This window comes from Virgibacillus profundi (genome assembly GCF_002287375.1).
GTDB classification, from domain to species: domain Bacteria; phylum Bacillota; class Bacilli; order Bacillales; family Amphibacillaceae; genus Virgibacillus_K; species Virgibacillus_K profundi.
Genome location: NZ_NPOA01000004.1, coordinates 15539 through 33239 on the forward strand (window position 1 = coordinate 15539; position 17701 = coordinate 33239).

Annotated in this window: 16 protein-coding genes; 12 read left to right on the forward strand and 4 right to left on the reverse strand. The window is 36.7% G+C overall.

Going from position 1 to position 17701, the window contains the following annotated elements:
* Positions 1-101 precede the first annotated feature (101 nt).
* The 8 genes from CIL05_RS06555 (at position 102) to CIL05_RS06590 (ending at position 7967) form a co-directional block, all read left to right on the forward strand.
* Complete coding sequence (locus CIL05_RS06555; RefSeq protein WP_095654720.1) at positions 102-419, forward strand: thioredoxin family protein; 318 nt, start codon at positions 102-104, stop codon at positions 417-419.
* A 28-nt stretch (positions 420-447) separates the two neighbouring features.
* Complete coding sequence (locus CIL05_RS06560) at positions 448-1254, forward strand: DUF1444 domain-containing protein (protein ID WP_095654721.1); 807 nt, start codon at positions 448-450, stop codon at positions 1252-1254.
* A 12-nt stretch (positions 1255-1266) separates the two neighbouring features.
* Complete coding sequence (gene ytpR, locus CIL05_RS06565; RefSeq protein ID WP_095654722.1) at positions 1267-1869, forward strand: YtpR family tRNA-binding protein; 603 nt, start codon at positions 1267-1269, stop codon at positions 1867-1869.
* Between the two features lie 114 nt (positions 1870-1983).
* The gene (locus tag CIL05_RS06570) at positions 1984-4152 is read left to right on the forward strand and encodes a DNA translocase FtsK (protein WP_095654723.1); all 2169 of its coding nucleotides are present in this window, start codon (positions 1984-1986) and stop codon (positions 4150-4152) included.
* Between the two features lie 154 nt (positions 4153-4306).
* Positions 4307-5413, forward strand: a complete 1107-nt coding sequence (locus CIL05_RS06575) for a nicotinate phosphoribosyltransferase (protein ID WP_095654724.1) — start codon at positions 4307-4309, stop codon at positions 5411-5413.
* A 129-nt stretch (positions 5414-5542) separates the two neighbouring features.
* On the forward strand, positions 5543-6856 hold the full coding sequence (murC, locus tag CIL05_RS06580; RefSeq protein WP_095654725.1) for a UDP-N-acetylmuramate--L-alanine ligase: 1314 nt from the start codon (positions 5543-5545) through the stop codon (positions 6854-6856).
* 253 nt (positions 6857-7109) lie between these two features.
* Positions 7110-7514: a DUF948 domain-containing protein gene (locus CIL05_RS06585; protein ID WP_095654726.1), complete on the forward strand. Its 405-nt coding sequence runs from the start codon at positions 7110-7112 to the stop codon at positions 7512-7514.
* A 30-nt stretch (positions 7515-7544) separates the two neighbouring features.
* Positions 7545-7967 carry a YtxH domain-containing protein gene (locus CIL05_RS06590; RefSeq protein WP_095654727.1) on the forward strand — a complete coding sequence of 141 codons (423 nt, stop codon included), beginning with the start codon at positions 7545-7547 and terminating at the stop codon, positions 7965-7967.
* Between the two features lie 744 nt (positions 7968-8711).
* On the opposite strand, the gene CIL05_RS06595 is transcribed toward CIL05_RS06590, so the two are convergent.
* On the reverse strand, positions 8712-10844 hold the full coding sequence (locus tag CIL05_RS06595; RefSeq protein WP_095654728.1) for a cell division protein FtsA: 2133 nt from the start codon (positions 10842-10844) through the stop codon (positions 8712-8714).
* Between the two features lie 124 nt (positions 10845-10968).
* On the opposite strand from CIL05_RS06595, the gene CIL05_RS06600 reads away from it, so the two are divergent.
* The 4 genes from CIL05_RS06600 (at position 10969) to motS (ending at position 14839) form a co-directional block, all read left to right on the forward strand.
* Entirely contained in the window at positions 10969-12045 is a 1077-nt protein-coding gene (locus CIL05_RS06600; RefSeq protein ID WP_095654729.1) for a bifunctional 3-deoxy-7-phosphoheptulonate synthase/chorismate mutase, read from the forward strand.
* A 156-nt stretch (positions 12046-12201) separates the two neighbouring features.
* A complete protein-coding gene (gene ccpA, locus CIL05_RS06605) occupies positions 12202-13197 on the forward strand; it encodes a catabolite control protein A (protein WP_095654730.1) in 996 nt (331 codons plus the stop codon).
* Positions 13198-13251: 54 nt separating this feature from the next.
* Positions 13252-14076 carry a flagellar motor protein MotP gene (gene motP / locus CIL05_RS06610; RefSeq protein ID WP_095654731.1) on the forward strand — a complete coding sequence of 275 codons (825 nt, stop codon included), beginning with the start codon at positions 13252-13254 and terminating at the stop codon, positions 14074-14076.
* Positions 14066-14839 (forward strand): flagellar motor protein MotS, encoded by a 774-nt coding sequence (gene motS / locus CIL05_RS06615; RefSeq protein WP_095654732.1) that lies wholly within the window; start codon positions 14066-14068, stop codon positions 14837-14839. The genes motP and motS overlap by 11 nt, the downstream gene beginning before the upstream one ends.
* A 402-nt stretch (positions 14840-15241) precedes the next feature.
* Here the strand turns inward: motS and CIL05_RS06620 are convergent, their stop codons facing one another.
* The 3 genes from CIL05_RS06620 to CIL05_RS06630 are packed head-to-tail and all read right to left on the reverse strand — an operon-like array spanning position 15242 to position 17700.
* Positions 15242-16399, reverse strand: coding sequence for an acetoin utilization protein AcuC (locus CIL05_RS06620; protein ID WP_095654733.1), 1158 nt, complete (start codon positions 16397-16399; stop codon positions 15242-15244).
* Positions 16396-17046: an acetoin utilization AcuB family protein gene (locus tag CIL05_RS06625; protein WP_095654734.1), complete on the reverse strand. Its 651-nt coding sequence runs from the start codon at positions 17044-17046 to the stop codon at positions 16396-16398. Before CIL05_RS06625 ends, CIL05_RS06620 begins: the two co-directional genes overlap by 4 nt.
* A complete protein-coding gene (locus CIL05_RS06630; protein WP_095654735.1) occupies positions 17047-17700 on the reverse strand; it encodes a GNAT family N-acetyltransferase in 654 nt (217 codons plus the stop codon).
* Position 17701 lies beyond the last annotated feature (1 nt).

The window sequence follows — 17701 nt, forward strand, 5'->3', positions numbered from 1 at the left end:
GGGATTATTGGACAGCTTCTTGCTCGTTACCTAGTTTATAATTCCTGATAGTTGAAAGCGAGCAAAAACAAAGCTATGATAAATTAGGGAGATGATTTGAAATGAAAACACTGGAAACTATTGAACAATATAATGAAATGACAAATAAGGAAAATGTTATTATGATGTTTACTGCCGGCTGGTGCCCGGATTGTCGCGTTATTGAACCTGTACTACCAGAAATTGAAGCAGAATTTCCTGAATATACATTTGTGGAAGTAAACAGAGATGATTTTATAGAAATATGCCAGGAACAGGATGTGTATGGGATCCCCAGTTTCCTTGCATATAAAAATGGTAAAGAAGCAGGAAGATTTGTCAGTAAGGATCGTAAAACCAAAGAGGAAATTATAAAGTTCATCAAAGGATTACCTGCGTAATTCCTCCCTGAAGGAAGGAGAAGCAACCATGAAAATGACCAGTTTAAAACTGAAAAAAATATTGGAAGAACGACTATCAAATGATAATTATAGAACGTCTTATAACAGGGACAAAGATACGTTTCGAATTGAATGGAAAGAATCGAAGCAGGGAATGACAGTTACATTGCCTAACGTTATTTCTAAATATAATCAGCGTGGAGAAGAAGCGATTGATGAGTTGGTGGATCACATTACAGAAGCGCTTAAAATAATGAATGAGGAACATCATTTAATAGGGATGGAGAAATTTATTTATCCTGTTATCCGATCAACTTCTTTTCCGACTGAAACCAAATCCGGTATGAAGCTTTTAACGAAAGAACATACTGCAGAGACTCGTATCTTTTATGCGTTGGATCTGGGAAAGTCTTATAAGCTTATTGATGAGGCCCTACTTGAAAAAGAAGGGTGGACCAAAGATAGAATAGATGAAATTGCATCCTTTAATGTTCGCTCATTGCCTGTTGACAGAAAAAGAGACCGGGTAGCAGATAATGACTTTTATTTTATAGCAACTCAAGACGGCTATGATGCCAGCCGAATTTTGAATGAAGCATTTCTTGAGGAAATGAAGGCAAATGCAAAAGGCGAACTTGCTGTTGCTGTACCACATCAGGATGTACTGATAATAGCTGACATTGAAAACAAAACAGGTTATGATATATTAGCACAAATGACGATGAAGTTTTTTGCGGAGGGAAGGATTCCAATTACATCACTATCTTTCATTTATGAGGACAGGAAATTGGAGCCGGTATTTATTCTTGCAAAAAATCGACCGAAAAAGCAATAGGAGGATAAGGAAATGGACGTTTTTTATAACCCAAATGGAGTTGGTGATGTATTGATTATCCCATTGGAAGAGGGAAATCGATATGAAATCAAACATGAAAACTATGGTGATATTACAAAAATAACTTCACATGATGGAAAGGTATTGGGATATAATATTTTTCAGGCATCAAAACATTTTAACTTAAGAGAAACAGGACAAATAACGTTAACCGAAGAATTATTAAATCAAATAAAAAATTTCTTTAATGAAAAGGATTTAAATGATTCCCTTGATTTTGATTTAAGTCCTAAATTTGTAATTGGTTATGTAACCAGTAAGGAACCTCATGAAAATGCTGATAAATTAAATGTCTGTAAGGTTGATGTTGGTGACGCAACACTGCAGATTGTATGTGGAGCACCAAATGTTGATCGGGATCAAAAGGTAGTTGTAGCGAAAGTTGGTGCTACCATGCCTAGTGGATTGAAAATTAAACCGACAGAATTAAGAGGGGTACCATCGAATGGTATGATATGCTCTCAAAAGGAATTGGGGTTACCTGATGCACCGCACGAAAAAGGTATCTATATTCTGGATGATTCATATACCGTTGGTGAAGCTTTCCCATTTTAACAAGCCTAACAACCTGAGTTTATACAAGGGTTGTTTTTTCTTTTTCTACTGTCTACCAATTCCTTTAAAAACTGATAGAATATAAGTAATGAATAAAGAAATGAGTGAATTCAAGTGTTGGAGCAATGGAAAAATAAAATAAAAGCTCTATTTAAAGATGATGAAAAAATAGAAGTTACTAAAAATAATGAATTAAACCAAGTGCAACAAAATGTTCAGGCGAAAATAAAATATCAATATCCAAATAAAAAGTCTTTTCGTTTTCCCGTTATTCCTGATACTGTAGCAGAACGGAAAGTAAAAAGTGATACGCCGTCCTATCAAAGAAAAAGAAATAATAATCCGGATGAAAACAGGAAGAAACTTGGGAAACAGCCGTCTATAAGTAATCATAAAGTATATAAAAAAAATAACGATATACCATTTGAACCAACAGATGTGCCTTCACCAATTCATGGTTTCCAGCAAAGAAAGAAAGACAAAGAGATAGAAGAGGTGCCCGCTTTCAAACGGAAACAGGAAGAACAGGAAAAACCTGAAGATAATAAACCAAATGATATGCAGCAATTTGTGGAAAATACGCAGGTAGAAGAGAAAACCGCGCCTCAGGATGTAATACATAATGAAGTTGCAAGCACAAACGAACCGGTCACCAATCAAGAGCAGCCTGTTACGCCTATTAGGCAGCCTGTAGAAGATATAAAAAAAGATGATACACAGAAAAAAACAGAAAATAAGCAAAGGAAAATTAATACCAGGCACAAAAAGACTACGCAACAGGGTCCTTATAATGTAATTATGACTCCAAGGGATAAAAAGAATTTATTTGATAAAAGTGCAAGAAATGCTGAGAAAAAAGAAAATCCCGAAAAACTTACCCGTCCGATTCCATTCCATTTGCTGAATGATCCTGTTCAAAAAACCAATGAAGATCATCTTTGGGTAAAACAGCAGCAACGATTGCTTGAGGAGACACTTAAACACTTTAATGTCCGTGCAAGGGTAGTTAATGCAACACAGGGACCTTCTGTAACAAGATTCGAAGTACATCCGGAATTAGGTGTGAAAGTAAGTAAAGTCAAAAACCTAAGTGATGATTTGAAGTTAAACATGTCTGCCAAGGACATTCGGATTGAAGCCCCCATACCGGGAAAAAATACGATTGGGATAGAGATTCCCAACCTTCATGCAGAAATGGTAGGATTACAGGGTATTTTTGAAACGGAGCAGTTCAGGCAAAGTACTTCACCATTAACAATAGCTTTAGGTTTAAGTATTGAAGGACTGCCAATGATTACAAATATCCAGAAAATGCCACACGGATTAATAGCAGGTGCAACAGGTTCTGGAAAAAGTGTATGTATTAACACAATATTAATAAGTTTACTGTATAAAGCAAGTCATGAGGATGTAAAGTTTTTATTAATTGATCCAAAAATGGTAGAGTTAGCTCCATATAATGGTATTCCTCATTTGGTATCTCCTGTGATAACAGATGTAAAAGCTGCTACAGCTGCATTAAAATGGGCTGTCAGGGAAATGGAAGATCGTTATGAGCGTTTTGTTCAAGCAGGTGTACGTGATATTGAACGATTTAATCAAAAAATGATAAACCAGGGTCAAACCGTAGAAAAAATGCCATTTATTGTAATTGTAATTGATGAATTGGCCGATTTAATGATGAGTTCTCCGCAGGACGTTGAGGATGCGATCAGTAAAATCGCCCAAAAAGCCCGTGCCTGTGGGATTCACTTACTACTTGCAACACAAAGACCTTCTGTAGATGTAATAACTGGATTAATTAAAGCAAATATTCCTACAAGAATTGCGTTTAGTGTATCCTCCCAGGTTGATTCCCGTACGATTATTGATACAGGCGGGGCAGAGAAGCTGTTAGGAAAAGGAGATATGCTCTTTATCGAAAATGGTGCCGGACAAAGTATTCGACTGCAAGGCCCATTTGTATCTGATGAAGAAATTGAACGGGTTACAAGCCATGTGAGAAATATTGCAGCACCGAATTATTTATTCGAGCAGGAACAATTGCTTGAACAAACCTATGCTGATGAGGAAGAAGATGTATTGCTGCAGGATGCGACGCAATTTGTTCTAAATCATAATAGTGCAAGTACATCTTTATTGCAAAGGCATTTTAAAATCGGTTATAATCGCGCAGCACGCTTAATTGATACGTTAGAATCCAAAGGTATTATTTCAGGACAAAATGGAAGCAAACCGAGGGAAGTACTGGTTACACAAACACAAATTGAAGAAATGCAATAAGAATAGACCCGAGAAGAGTTTGGGGGATCACTATGTTAATTTGCTTATATCTTTCCCCTTTTGTTCCCGGACATTATAATATAAATTCTTGTTTAGTTACTAAAATTTATATATGATTAGAAGAACAGAGAATTAGACGAAGGAGAAAGTTGTTATGAAGGAAATTGAACAAAAGCTAACAGGACAAATAAAACGATTAACAAATAAAACTTTTAAATTTGATGAACGAATAAAAGAAGGCTGGTTCTCAGCTGTTTATTTTTTGAAAACAAAAGAGATAGTTGAGGAAAAGTTACCCGAAAATTATGTGACCATGCAATTTTTTCAAAAAGAGAATGCAGTTCTATGTGGAACAGATGAAGCAATAGCATTGCTTCATACATTTGCAGATCATCCCGAAACACTGGAAATAAAGTCATTGATGGATGGGGATAGAATTAGTCCATATGAATCTATCTTAACAATTTCCGGAGCATACCAGCAGTTTGGATTTCTGGAAGGTATTATAGATGGAATTTTAGCGAGAAGAACATCAGTAGCTACAAATGTATACAATGTTGTAAAAGCAGCCAGAACTTCAGGCAAACAAAAGCCGGTAATTTTTATGGGGGATCGTGATGATCATTACACACAGCAGGCAGGAGATGGGTATGCTGCATTTATCGGCGGCTCCACAGCACAAGCGACACATGCCATGAATGAATGGTGGGGAAAAGAAGGCATGGGTACAATGCCACATGCGTTAATTCAGATGTTCCGCGGAGATATTGTTGCTGCTTCAAAAGCCTATTATGAAATGTATCCTGAAGATGAACTTGCAGCACTTGTGGATTATAATAATGATGTAATAACGGATTCATTAAAAGTAGCTCGTGAATTTGGGAAAGATTTAAAATCTGTACGATTAGATACATCAAGAACATTGGTGGATAAATATTTCCTGAGAAATCATCACCTTATGGGTACTTTTGATCCCAGAGGTGTTAATCCGGAGCTTCTGTTTGCTTTAAGAAAAGCACTGGACGATGAAGGATTTACACATATTAAAATAATGGTTTCCGGTGGTTTCACAGAAGAACGTATTACAGAATATGAAAAAATGGGAGTACCGGTCGATATGTACGGAGTCGGCAGAAGCTTGTTGCGAATAAATACCGGATTTACCGGTGATAATGTCTTATTAAATGGTACCCCTTCAGCAAAAGAAGGTCGTCGCTATCGACCAAATCCACGCTTGAAGAAAGTTGAGTATTTCGGGTAGGGTTAGTAGTGTCGAAACATTTTACTGTATTGCGTATTATATTTTGGTATAATAAGATAGTTATATGATTTCACTTTTTATGCGAAATTAAAATAAATCCTTTTATGCACAATTTGGAGGTTCTTTTTTATGACAACTTACCATTTTATTGGTATTAAGGGGACAGGAATGAGTGCGTTGGCGCAAATTCTTCATGATTCCGGAGAGAACGTACAAGGCTCTGATGTAGAGAAACAATTTTTTACACAGGCAGCTTTGGAAGATAAAAACATTCCTATTTTCCCTTTTTCAGAAGATAACATCAAAGAAAATTACACAGTAATCGCAGGTAATGCATTTTCAGATGACCATATTGAAATTAAAGAAGCAAAAAAACAAGGTGTTACCTACTATAGATATCATGAATTTTTAGGTGAATGGCTAAAACAATATACAAGCATTGCAGTAACCGGAGCTCACGGAAAGACGTCTACTACCGGCTTATTAGCGCATGTCCTTAATGAATCCTTTCCAATTTCCTATTTAATTGGTGATGGAACAGGGAAGGGTCATGTGGATAGTAACTATTTTGTTTTCGAAGCATGTGAATACCGTCGTCACTTCCTGCGCTATGAACCAGATTATGCCATCATGACTAATATTGATTTTGATCATCCGGATTACTTTACAAGTATCAATGATGTGTTTGATGCTTTTCAATCGATGTCAGATCGGGTTAAAAAAGGGATTATAGCATGTGGAGATGATGAACAGCTCCAGCAAATCCAGGCAAAGGTTCCTGTAGTTTACTACGGTTTTGATGATACAAATGATTTTCAGGCTCAAAACTTAAAGGAAACAGAACAGGGCACAGAATTTGATGTGTTTGTCAGAAATACGTACTATGATACATTTATGATTCCTATGTTTGGGGATCATAATGTGCTTAATGCATTATCTGTTATTGCAATCTGTCATTATGAGGATATTGGAGCGGAAGTCATCAAAAACCTGTATTCATTTGAAGGCGTTAAGCGCAGATTTACTGAGAAAAAAGTTGGAAATCAAATCTTAATTGATGATTATGCACACCATCCTAAAGAAATTACTGCAACAATCGATTCAGCAAGAAAAAAATATCCGGATAAATCCATTGTAGCTATTTTTCAGCCACATACCTTTACAAGAACAAAAATATTCCTGCAGGAGTTTGCTGACAGCTTAAGTCTGGCTGATCAAGTGTATTTATGTGATATATTTGGGTCTGCAAGAGAAGAATCCGGAAAGCTTACAATTAATGATTTACAAAACCTGATAGATACCAGTACAGTATTGGAATTATCTCATACAGACGTATTAGCATCCCATCAAGACAGTGTTTTAATATTTATGGGAGCAGGGGATATTCAAAAATTTCAACAAGCCTATGAAGAAAAAGTAAATGCTAATACCATTAATAACTAAAAGTTTACACTAAAGGCAAAGAGTCTGATTTGAATAACAGACTCTTTGTTTGATTGCTGTAAAAAAACATCCAAATAAAAAAAGGAATTCATATATATTTGTCGAATTGGTTATTATATACATAATTAATGTTTAATGGAGTATACAAAGGGTATGACTTATAGAGGGTATTTATGTTAATGTAAATATAGATATTTGTTTTTTACACGAATTTATAAATGACTTTTTACAACAGAAGGGGTGGATAACACAAATGGAAATCATGCTATATATAGCTGCACTAATTGCGGCTGTTGCATTTGCTGTACTTGTCGTCTATTTTGCAATGACACTTAAAGCAACAAAGCAAACGCTGAATAATGTAGCAAATACATTGGAAAGTCTTGAAAAACAAATGCAGGGAATTACAACGGAAACAACTGAATTACTAACTAAGACAAATCGATTAGCTGAAGATATTAATCAAAAATCTTCGAAATTGAATGGGATCTTTGATGGTGCAAAAGGTATTGGTGAAACAGTAAAAGATTTCAACCAATCACTAAGACAGCTATCCAACAGTATTTCACGTACTTCTGAGCAAAATCAGGACAAGGCTTCACAAGCTGTTAAATGGGGAGCAGCAATGATGGATATATGGAATAAGAAAAGGAAGTAAATCTTCAAAAAATACGAGGAGGAATTTGAAATGGGAGATAACAATATTAACAGTAAAGACTTTATCATCGGTACACTAATCGGAAGTATTGTTGGGGCGTCTGCAGCATTATTACTTGCACCTAAGTCCGGCAGAGAATTAAGAAGTGATATCAATCAAGGGGCAAGTCAGGTTAAAGGCCGTGCATCAGAATGGAAAGATACTGCACAGGAAAAAGGATCCGGTTGGAAAGATAAAGCATATACAACTGGCTCGGAATTAAAAAGAAAAGCAATGGATACGACATCTCAATTTACAAAGAACGCTTCAGAAAAAACGAAAGAACTAACCAAAACAGTTCAAGGGAAATTACAGGAAAAAAGAAGCAAAGAAGATGAAGCACTGGAGGCTGCAGAAGAGGTTGCAGAAGCAATCGACGACGCAGCTAAAGAGCTGGAAACTTCAAATAAATAAAGAGCACCTAAAAGGGAGCAGTTCATTCATTTGAACTGCACCCTGTTTTATATTGGCTGTTTTTTAAAAGACCGGCGATTGGAGACTGCCTTTCCTATAGAGACGACGTAAAATCAATGATAGTAGGTCTATAGATCGCACCGGAAACACACTACGCGGACCTTAGGGCGGCTGGTGAGCCTCCTCGTGCTACTCGTCTTTAGGGGTCTCACCTATGCCTTTCCTCCCGCAGGAGTCTGCGTGTGTTTCCTCGCTGGTATTGTGCTTGTCAACTTTAAAAAGTGTTTTATCAATTGAATTAATCAATCAATTGATATCTACATTTGTATGGTTGCTTTGAGGGGAGAACAGTTTAGCTCGTTTCGTAATCTTTTCCTCTAATCCTTTAATTGGATATAGAAGAAAACATTAGCAGCTAAAATTATGAAACATTCAACTTTATGAGCTGGAATAGAGAAATTATCCACTAGCGTAGGCAGAATACGAAGACTCCTGCGGGAACAAAGGTTTTCGGTGGGGCGAGTAATCACAGCCCCAGCACGTGTCCGAAGACCCCGCAGAGTGGGTTTCTCGAGGAGTCTGAGGCTGTGCCCGCGGAAAGCGAAGTATTCTTGCCGGAGCGAGTTTTAGCGCTCAACCAGCATTCGCAATATTGAATACGTAACACAAACGAATTTTCACTGTGCCGAGTTTTATATCTACACCGGTACCTAAAAAAACAATCAAACTAACGAAAGCGGCTTTTTAATGAAACCATTCGATATTTAATTGATCGCCGTCTTGCAAAATTTCATGAAAAGTAGCGGGTTGGTTATTTTTGTAAATTTTAAATTTGCCGCTTGCATTTGTAAGGTCAATATCAACATAACGAAAAACATCCTGGAATATGAAGGGACCCTGCTGCTTCGCTTCTATTATTAAATCATCATTTAATATTAATGTACTACGCTCATCTAATATTTTATCATTTCTTTTGACAGTTAAAAGCTGTTGTTCCATTACAATGGGCTTACCATTATAACTAACCCGAATCGTGTCCCAATATTTCTTATCCAGATGTTCCAGCAAATCGTTTACTGTTGGCTTTTTGGCAGCTATTATAACCAATTGATCATTATGTTTAAGAAAGTGATCCATACTTGCTTTATACTTATTCAAATAGATTTGAGTTTCGCCCTTGTCCAGGTTTATTTTTTTATTGTTTACTGTTAAAGTAAATACCTTTGTGTTTCCTAGTTTTTCGGTACTATTCTGTGTTAAAAATTCCTGAATTGTTTTAGTCTGTTTCAAAGTAATAGTATCATTATCCTTAATTTGGTAATCCTTTGACTTTAATTGATTATTTACATAAAAGTTCATTTTCAATGCGAATGGCTCCTCATTAACATATATGGTGATGGAAGGTATATTTTCAATTAATTGTTCAAGGGTAACTTTAGACGCCTTCCCGTCTGCTCCTTTATGAATAATAATTTCATCATCATTTTCAATTATACTTTCAACAGTAGCAGGATTTTGATTCAAATAAATTGATGGAGGGTTTCCATACGCACCAGGCAATGTGATTTCTTTATCATTAAGGGTAATTATTGACGCCATACCAGGCTTTCCATATAGCTTATTAATTTCAATTCCTGACTGGATTAGACTGTCCCCAATTGTTAATTGTTTCATCTCAAACATTCTGATTAATTTTTCATTTACTTTAACACTTACATAATGGACTGGATTTTGTTCAGCGGCAATTGCAATTCCGATAGGTGTTACAAAATCTGGACGATTTGTTAGGCTATCTGTTTTAATTAAATTCTGAATGGCATCAATTCCTCTTATTGCTACACGATTGTCAGGTAATTTAAGTTTATTTGCCAAAGCAGTTGTTATTTCCGGTGTCAGGCTTCCACCACCCACAAGCATAATAGCCTTTGGTGGTTTTGAATTTAATTCAATAATTTTTTCAGCAATCGAATGTGCCAGATTTTCAATTTTATCAGCTGTATCTTCGATTAACTGTTCATATGTAATCGTTGTTTCGAAGCCCAGAATATCTTTTACTACATCTTTTCCATGATCAACAATATTCCGTTTCACCTGCTCTGCCATTGGGAAGTCCAGTAAATAATGATCACTGATTGCTTCTGTAATTTCATCCCCGGCAACAGGAACCATCCCATATGCTACGATTGTACTTTTGTCTGTAATAGCAATATCACTTGTGCCGGCACCTATATCTACGAGTGCAACATTCAGTCTGCGCATTGATTCCGGAATAAGCACATGTATCGCTGCAATTGGTTCCAATGTTAGAGCTTCCATTTCTAAATCAGCTCTGTTTAACGCGGCAATTAATGATTCAACAACTACCTTTGGGAGAAATGTGGCAATAATTTCTACAGCAGCCTCGTCTCCGATTTGGTCAATCAGTGAACCTATTTGTTCATTATCGAGTTTATATTGTAATACCGAATATCCAGCACAATAATAATTTTTAAAATCATTTTCTTTATCCTGTATAGCTAAGTTCTTTTGGGCTGATTGAACTGCACTTAACTCAAGATGTTTTATTGTTTCGTTTGTGGTAATTGGTTGTTGGTCCAATGAAATAGCGGATGAAGCCTGAACGGTTTTTAATGCTCTTCCTGCAGCTGCAACACAAACCTTATGTAAATTGCCATTTCTTTTCTCCAGGTTCTTTTTTACCTCTTTAATTACTTCTGAGACTGCTACAACGTTATGTATTTGGCCATCACGCATAGATCTTTCATGATGTTCTTTTGTATAAAAATCCAACACTTGAAATTTATCATTCATTTTTTCCATTATAATTCCTGTAACGGATCGAGTACCAATATCCAGTGCAAATATATGATTTCCCATAGTTAAAATCCTTTCAAAATAAAGAATATCTCTTATATTATAAACTTTTTAATGACAAAGGAACAATTATTCGTTATACTTGTTTCTAATTATTAAAAATAATATGTTCAGGAGGCGTTTTAAAATGAGTCAGAATGAAATGGATCAACTAAGGGTACAAATGGATGATGTTAATCTGGAGATACTTGAATTAATTAATCGTCGTGCAGAGATTGTTCAGCAAATAGGTCAAATAAAAAATAAGCAAAGTATTAAAAGATTTGACCCTGTACGCGAGAGAACGATGTTAGACCATATAACAGATAATAATAGTGGTCCGTTTGAAAACGCAACGATTGAGCATATTTTTAAAGAAGTATTTAAAGCAAGTCTGGAGTTACAGGAAGATGATCACCGAAAAGCATTACTTGTTTCAAGGAAAAAGAAACCGGAAGATACAGTCATTGACATTAAAGGTGCAAAAATTGGTGATGGAAATACACACTTCATCATGGGACCATGTGCTGTTGAAGGTTATGATCAGGTAGCTGAAGTAGCTGAGACAATTAAAGGCAGAGGTCTTAAGCTATTACGCGGTGGGGCATTTAAACCAAGAACATCTCCATACGACTTCCAGGGCCTTGGAATAGAAGGCTTGCAAATATTAAAGCGTGCTGCAGATGAATATGGTTTAGCAGTCGTCAGTGAGATTGTAAATCCGGCACATATTGAAGAAGCATTGGATTACGTTGATGTTATTCAAATTGGTGCACGAAACATGCAAAACTTTGAATTGTTAAAAGCAGCAGGGGACGTTAACAAACCTGTACTATTAAAACGTGGCTTGTCAGCAACCATCGCTGAATTCATCAATGCAGCAGAATATATTAACTCCAGAGGTAATGGAAATATTATTTTATGTGAACGTGGAATCCGTACATATGAAAAAGCTACCAGAAATACATTGGATATTTCCGCAGTGCCTATATTAAAACAGGAAACCCATTTACCGGTTATGGTAGATGTAACACATTCAACAGGTAGAAGAGATTTACTGCTTCCAACTGCTAAAGCAGCAATAGCGATTGGTGCAGATGGGATTATGTCTGAAGTTCATCCAGATCCTGCAGTCGCACTTTCAGACTCAGCTCAACAAATGGACATACCTATGTTCAACGAATTTATGGATGAATTAGAAGATCTGGTAAGACGCTTGAAATAAAACTTCATTAATACGAGTAATAATTTCTTATAGGCTGATGCGTCCAGGTGACGCATCAGCCTATAAATTTTTTGTAATTTATTACATAGTGGAGTATGATAAAGAAAATAGTAGTGATTAGGTATTATTTAAGGATTTTTAGGAGGAAGTATTAAAATGAACATAACAATATATGATGTAGCAAGAGAAGCAAACGTATCCATGGCCACCGTTTCACGTGTCGTTAATGGAAATCCGAACGTTAAACCAACAACGCGAAAAAAAGTACTGGCAACGATTGAACGTCTTGGTTACCGACCAAATGCCGTAGCCAGAGGACTGGCAAGCAAAAAGACAACAACAGTTGGTGCGATTATTCCGGATATCTCCAGTATTTTCTTTGCGGAATTGGCTAGAGGAATAGAAGATATAGCCACAATGTATAAATATAATATGATTTTGAGTAATTCCGATCAAAATAAAGATAAGGAATTACAATTAATAAATACAATGCTGGAAAAACAAGTGGATGGAATTATTTTTATGGGTGGAACCATAACAGATGAACATGTGAAACAGTTTAAAACCTCATCCGTTCCGGTAGTTCTTGCAGCAACATATGATGAAAACAATGCTATTCCATCCGTTAATATTGACTATGGACAAGCAGCATATGAAGCAACGAAATATTTAATTGATAAAGGAAACACAACTACTGCATTTATCTCTGGGCAGGAAGACTCTCACATAAATCAACTTAAATTTGACGGTTATTTACGTGCAATGAAGGAATCGTCTATTTCTATCAATGAAGATCTGATTTTAAAGGGTGATTATTCGTATGATTCCGGTATAGAAGCGATTAATCAAATTTTGGAAATGGAAAAAAAGCCAACCGCCGTATTTGTTGCCTCTGATGAAATGGCGCTAGGTGTTATCCATGGGGCACAGGATAAAGGCTATCGTGTACCTGATGATATAGAAGTATGTGGGTTTGATAATACAAGACTAGCTACAATGGTACGGCCGACATTGTCCACAGTCGTTCAGCCGATGTATGATATTGGCGCTGTTGCCATGCGTTTATTAACCAAATTTATGAATAAAGAAGAAGTTGAAGAACAAAAAGTTATTTTGCCGCATCGAATTGAAAAAAGAAACTCAACAAAATAAATATAATGCCGATATAAGATATAACTATATTCAACCAGTTTGGGGAGAGGGATTATGAGAAAAAAAGATTTATTGACCCCTATCGGTATTACGTTAGGTTTTGTTATGATTATGGCGGCAATTATGTCTAAGGGTGGAAGTGAAGGAGCTGGTCTGTTTTTAGATATTTCATCCATTTTTATTGTGATTGGCGGTTTAATAGCATCCATGTTAATTGCCTTTAAAATGGATCAAATTAAATTAACAAATAAAATATTGCGTGAAGCATTTAATAAAAATGATCTTAAACTTCCCGAGCTGATCGGTTTATTTATTCGTCTGTCAGAACGTGCAAGGAGAGAAGGAATACTTGCACTTGAAAACGAATTGGATGAGGTTGATGATCCTTTTATTCGAAAAGGTATTCTACTGGCAGTGGATGGCATTGAACCTGAAGTAATTAATGACATTATGAATGCAGAAATAACCGCAATCGAGGATCGTCATTACAAAGGCCGATCTTTAATTGAAAAGGCGGGAGAATATGCACCTGCATGGGGAATGATTGGTACATTGGTTGGATTGGTGCTGATGTTAAACAACCTGCAGGATCCTGCAACACTTGGACCAAGTATGGCTGTTGCATTACTGACAACCTTATATGGAACAGTACTTTCGAATTTAGTTTTTGTTCCAATGGCTAATAAATTGGAAAATAAGACAGAAGAAGAAGTATTTACGAAACAAATTATAATAGAAGGTGTAATTGGCGTACAGTCCGGACAGAATCCACGGATACTTGAAGAGAAATTAAGTGCCTTTCTTTCCAATGAAACAAAAGTTAAACAAGATCCGGAAGATGCAACAGGTTTCATGGAGGAGAGCGTAAATGAAGCGTAGGGAAATAAAAAGGTCTAAGAGCGGTGGTGCACCTAAATGGATGGTAACGTACTCCGATATGGTTACACTTATCCTGGTTTTTTTTATTTTACTATTCTCCATGTCCCAAATTGATTTAGTGAAGTTTGATGCTGTATCTGAATCCTTTAAAAATAGAATGATATTTGATTTTTTCCCATCGCCGGTTCCAATGGAAAATCCAACGGAAAGTACCAGTCATATGGAAAGTGGGAAAAATTCAAATGAATTCGAAACACCTACACAGTTGGATGATATAAATGATCGGGATGAAAAGGATTCATTAAATAACTTAATGGATGATGTTGAAAGTTATTTGGATGAAAATGGATTGAATAATGTGATTTCTGCCAGCAGAACAGAACGCGGTGTCGTTTTAGTATTACAGGAGCTTATTTTATTTGAGCCTGGAAAGGCAGAATTACTACCATCCGGAGAACCATTTCTAAGTAAAGTCGGAAGTTTATTATCAGATATTCCAAATAAGGTAAAGGTTGAAGGTCATACAGATAGCCGCCCAATGTCTACATATAAATTTCCATCAAACTGGGAGCTCTCCGGCGCAAGAGCAGGCAGTGTAGTCCGTTATTTAATCAGTGAAAATGATTTTGATGAATCAAGGTTTACAATTGTTGGCTACAGTGATACAAGACCTTTGGTTCCTAATACAAATCCAGGTAACATGAGCCAAAATAGACGAGTCGAGATTGTCGTATTGGAAAACACAGAGGAAACGGAAGAATAAGAAAGCAGGGACGGTGATTTGCATAAATCATTTCCCTGCTTTCTTAGTGGTAAAAAAATTTGAATTTTGTTAGTATTTTTGCTGAATACAGCTAAAGTTGAGAGAAGGATGGAATTAGTTGAGAGAAAGACTTATAAAGTTGAGAGAGGAGCTTATGAAGTTGAGAGAAGTGTGCGATTAGTTGAGAGAGAAGCCTATAAAGTTGAGAGATAATTGCATATTCCCTGGTTTCTCTCGACTTTTTCCCAGTATCTCTCAACTTTGCTGCTTTATCTCTCAACTCTCACGCTGTGTCTCTCAACTTTGCCATTGTATCTCTCAACTTCCATCCCAAATACCTGCATACGGCCATTCTCCCCGCACTTGCTAAACAAACGCACGCGTGCAACCCCGACCGGTTCATCATATATTATTTTTCGTATATTTAAGTGTATTGATTAATATTTTTTCATTTTTTTCAGTGATGTCTGATTTCCTTGGTATATTGGGTACGATACTTTTATCATCATGCCAAAATGCTGGAAGCTTTACAGGAGCTTCCTTTTGCCATTTAGTTAACCAACTTTCTGGGATTTGCCCATGCTGGGGTTCCCCTGATTTCATTACATTCCAAATTTGTGCCCATGCCCGTGGTACGACACGCCATATATCATAACCGCCGCCACCTAATGCGATCCATTTGCCATTGCAGTACTCATGTGCTATTTCATGTGCGAGTAGAGGTATCTTTTCATAGATTTCCATTGTTGCACACAAATGAGTTAAAGGATCATAACAATGTGCATCAGCACCATTCTGTGTGAGAATTACATCCGGTTTGAAATATGCAGCAATTTCCCTTATAGCAGATTCATAGACTTGCAGGAAAGACTCATCCTCTGTGAAGGCATCGATCGGAAAATTAAAGGAATACCCATGGCCTTCTTTTATTCCGCGTTCATTAACATTACCTGTTCCAGGAAAAAGATATCTGCCAGTTTCATGAATTGATACTGTACAAACATTTGGATCATCATAAAATGCCCATTGCACACCATCACCATGATGTGCATCCGTATCAATATATAAGACCCTTAAATTATATTTTCTGCGAATATATTTTATTGCCACTGCCCCATCATTGTATATACAAAATCCTGCTGCTTTACGTTTAAAGCCATGATGTAGACCGCCACCCAAATTTAATGCATGCTCGCTATTACCTTTTAAGACCGTATCGATAGCGGTTAATGTTCCGCCAACAAGATAGCTTGCTGCTTCATGCATGTTTTCAAAAGTTGGGGTGTCCTCCGTGCCTAATCCATATTCTATTCCCTCGTTTTCTTCAAGCTTTCCATTACTCGCTTTTTTCACCGCCTCGATGTATGCACTATCATGGAAAAGGGCAAGTTCTACTTCAGTAGCCTTGCGTGGTGCGATTATTTCCTGTTTAGATAGTGTATTCGACTCTTCCAGTAATTCCTTTGCCATCACGACCCTTTGTTGGTTAAAAGGATGTTCTTCATTGAAACGATAGTTCAAGAAGGAATCAGAATAAACAAAGCTAGCAATGTTAGTCATAATTTTGGCTCCGGTATATTATTCGGCCACATTAACTCATAGCCGGCATCTCGTAAATCCTGAACAATAGGCAGTGGATTCATTGTTTGAATACGAAAGACAAGAATTTTATAACTCGGGTCATCATTATATGGATAAACCAGAACGGATACGATATTTGTTTTTCGCTTACCGAAAACGGAAGCTACTTCCGGGAGAATCCCGGGCTTGTGTGGAACTTTTACTTCTATATGAGAGCTTTGTACATGTGTTCCAGTCAATTGGATTAACTTATACAGCATATCCTTCTCCGTTACAATACCAGTAAGTTTATTATCTCTCACAACAGGAAGGCAGGCGAACTCTTCATCATAAAAGATACGGGCTATTTCCTCAACAAAATCCAATGGATGTATGGTTACAACCGGATGAGTCATGATGGACCTGATTTTATTTTGCAGCTCGCTATGATCTGAATTTTTTATAAAACTGGATGGACTCGCATCACGTACATCACGATCAGAAACGATACCGATAATATGCTGCTCCTCATCTACAATTGGAATATGTCTAATTCGATGCTTTTGAAGCAACTGTAATGCCTCATAAATAGTTGCAGTAGGTGGTAATGTAATAACATCTGTCTTCATAATTTCTTCAACTAACATTTAGTATCCCTCCCGCATTTTCCGATTTTGATGTCGTCCTAAGAATCTTAATTTATCAAATTGTTTGATCGATTCTTCAGAAACATTTTTCCCAATACGTACCATTAAACAATTAGCCGGATGTGAAATGATTTCGGGATCATCTGTTGGGGCAGGCAAAAGCCCACCTGCAGCCATCATTTTTTCCATGACTTTACGGTAATCCCAAACACTTAATCTAGTTCTGTCCAAATCCCAATGCCAGTAATATTCTGTAGAAATAACAATGTAATTTTCCATGAAATCATCCATCATGGATAGCTTCAATAATCCGGAGGCTACTCCTGCGCCACGGTATTTTGGGATTACTTCAATTGCCCCTAATTCAATCAAGTCCTTCATCTTAAATTCAGACCATCTCTCCATCGGATCCGGATGTAAATATGTAACATAACCAATAATGGTATCCTCTGTTCTGGCGATGATAATTCTTCCCTCAGGGAAATCAGCGATCCCGAGTAGTGCCTTAAATTGTTTTTCAGCGGGGCGAAAGGCTGTTAAATGTTCGTGAAAGTAAAAGTTTTCCAGTTCCTTCGAATTAAGTGGCCCCTCGATAACAATTGTTCCATTAGGTGTTTCATTTGATAATGAATGATAAGTCTTTATATGTTCCATT

Bases quoted from the DNA above. Each gene is read 5' to 3' on its own strand.
- CIL05_RS06555 (WP_095654720.1), top strand. From the start codon at position 102: ATGAAAACACTGGAAACTATTGAACAATATAATGAAATGACAAATAAG.
- CIL05_RS06560 (WP_095654721.1), top strand. From the start codon at position 448: ATGAAAATGACCAGTTTAAAACTGAAAAAAATATTGGAAGAACGACTA.
- ytpR (WP_095654722.1), top strand. From the start codon at position 1,267: ATGGACGTTTTTTATAACCCAAATGGAGTTGGTGATGTATTGATTATC.
- CIL05_RS06575 (WP_095654724.1), top strand. From the start codon at position 4,307: ATGAAGGAAATTGAACAAAAGCTAACAGGACAAATAAAACGATTAACA.
- murC (WP_095654725.1), top strand. From the start codon at position 5,543: ATGACAACTTACCATTTTATTGGTATTAAGGGGACAGGAATGAGTGCG.
- CIL05_RS06585 (WP_095654726.1), top strand. From the start codon at position 7,110: ATGGAAATCATGCTATATATAGCTGCACTAATTGCGGCTGTTGCATTT.
- CIL05_RS06590 (WP_095654727.1), top strand. From the start codon at position 7,545: ATGGGAGATAACAATATTAACAGTAAAGACTTTATCATCGGTACACTA.
- CIL05_RS06595 (WP_095654728.1), bottom strand. From the start codon at position 10,844: ATGGGAAATCATATATTTGCACTGGATATTGGTACTCGATCCGTTACA.
- CIL05_RS06600 (WP_095654729.1), top strand. From the start codon at position 10,969: ATGAGTCAGAATGAAATGGATCAACTAAGGGTACAAATGGATGATGTT.
- ccpA (WP_095654730.1), top strand. From the start codon at position 12,202: ATGAACATAACAATATATGATGTAGCAAGAGAAGCAAACGTATCCATG.
- motP (WP_095654731.1), top strand. From the start codon at position 13,252: ATGAGAAAAAAAGATTTATTGACCCCTATCGGTATTACGTTAGGTTTT.
- motS (WP_095654732.1), top strand. From the start codon at position 14,066: ATGAAGCGTAGGGAAATAAAAAGGTCTAAGAGCGGTGGTGCACCTAAA.
- CIL05_RS06620 (WP_095654733.1), bottom strand. From the start codon at position 16,399: ATGACTAACATTGCTAGCTTTGTTTATTCTGATTCCTTCTTGAACTAT.
- CIL05_RS06625 (WP_095654734.1), bottom strand. From the start codon at position 17,046: ATGTTAGTTGAAGAAATTATGAAGACAGATGTTATTACATTACCACCT.
- CIL05_RS06630 (WP_095654735.1), bottom strand. From the start codon at position 17,700: ATGGAACATATAAAGACTTATCATTCATTATCAAATGAAACACCTAAT.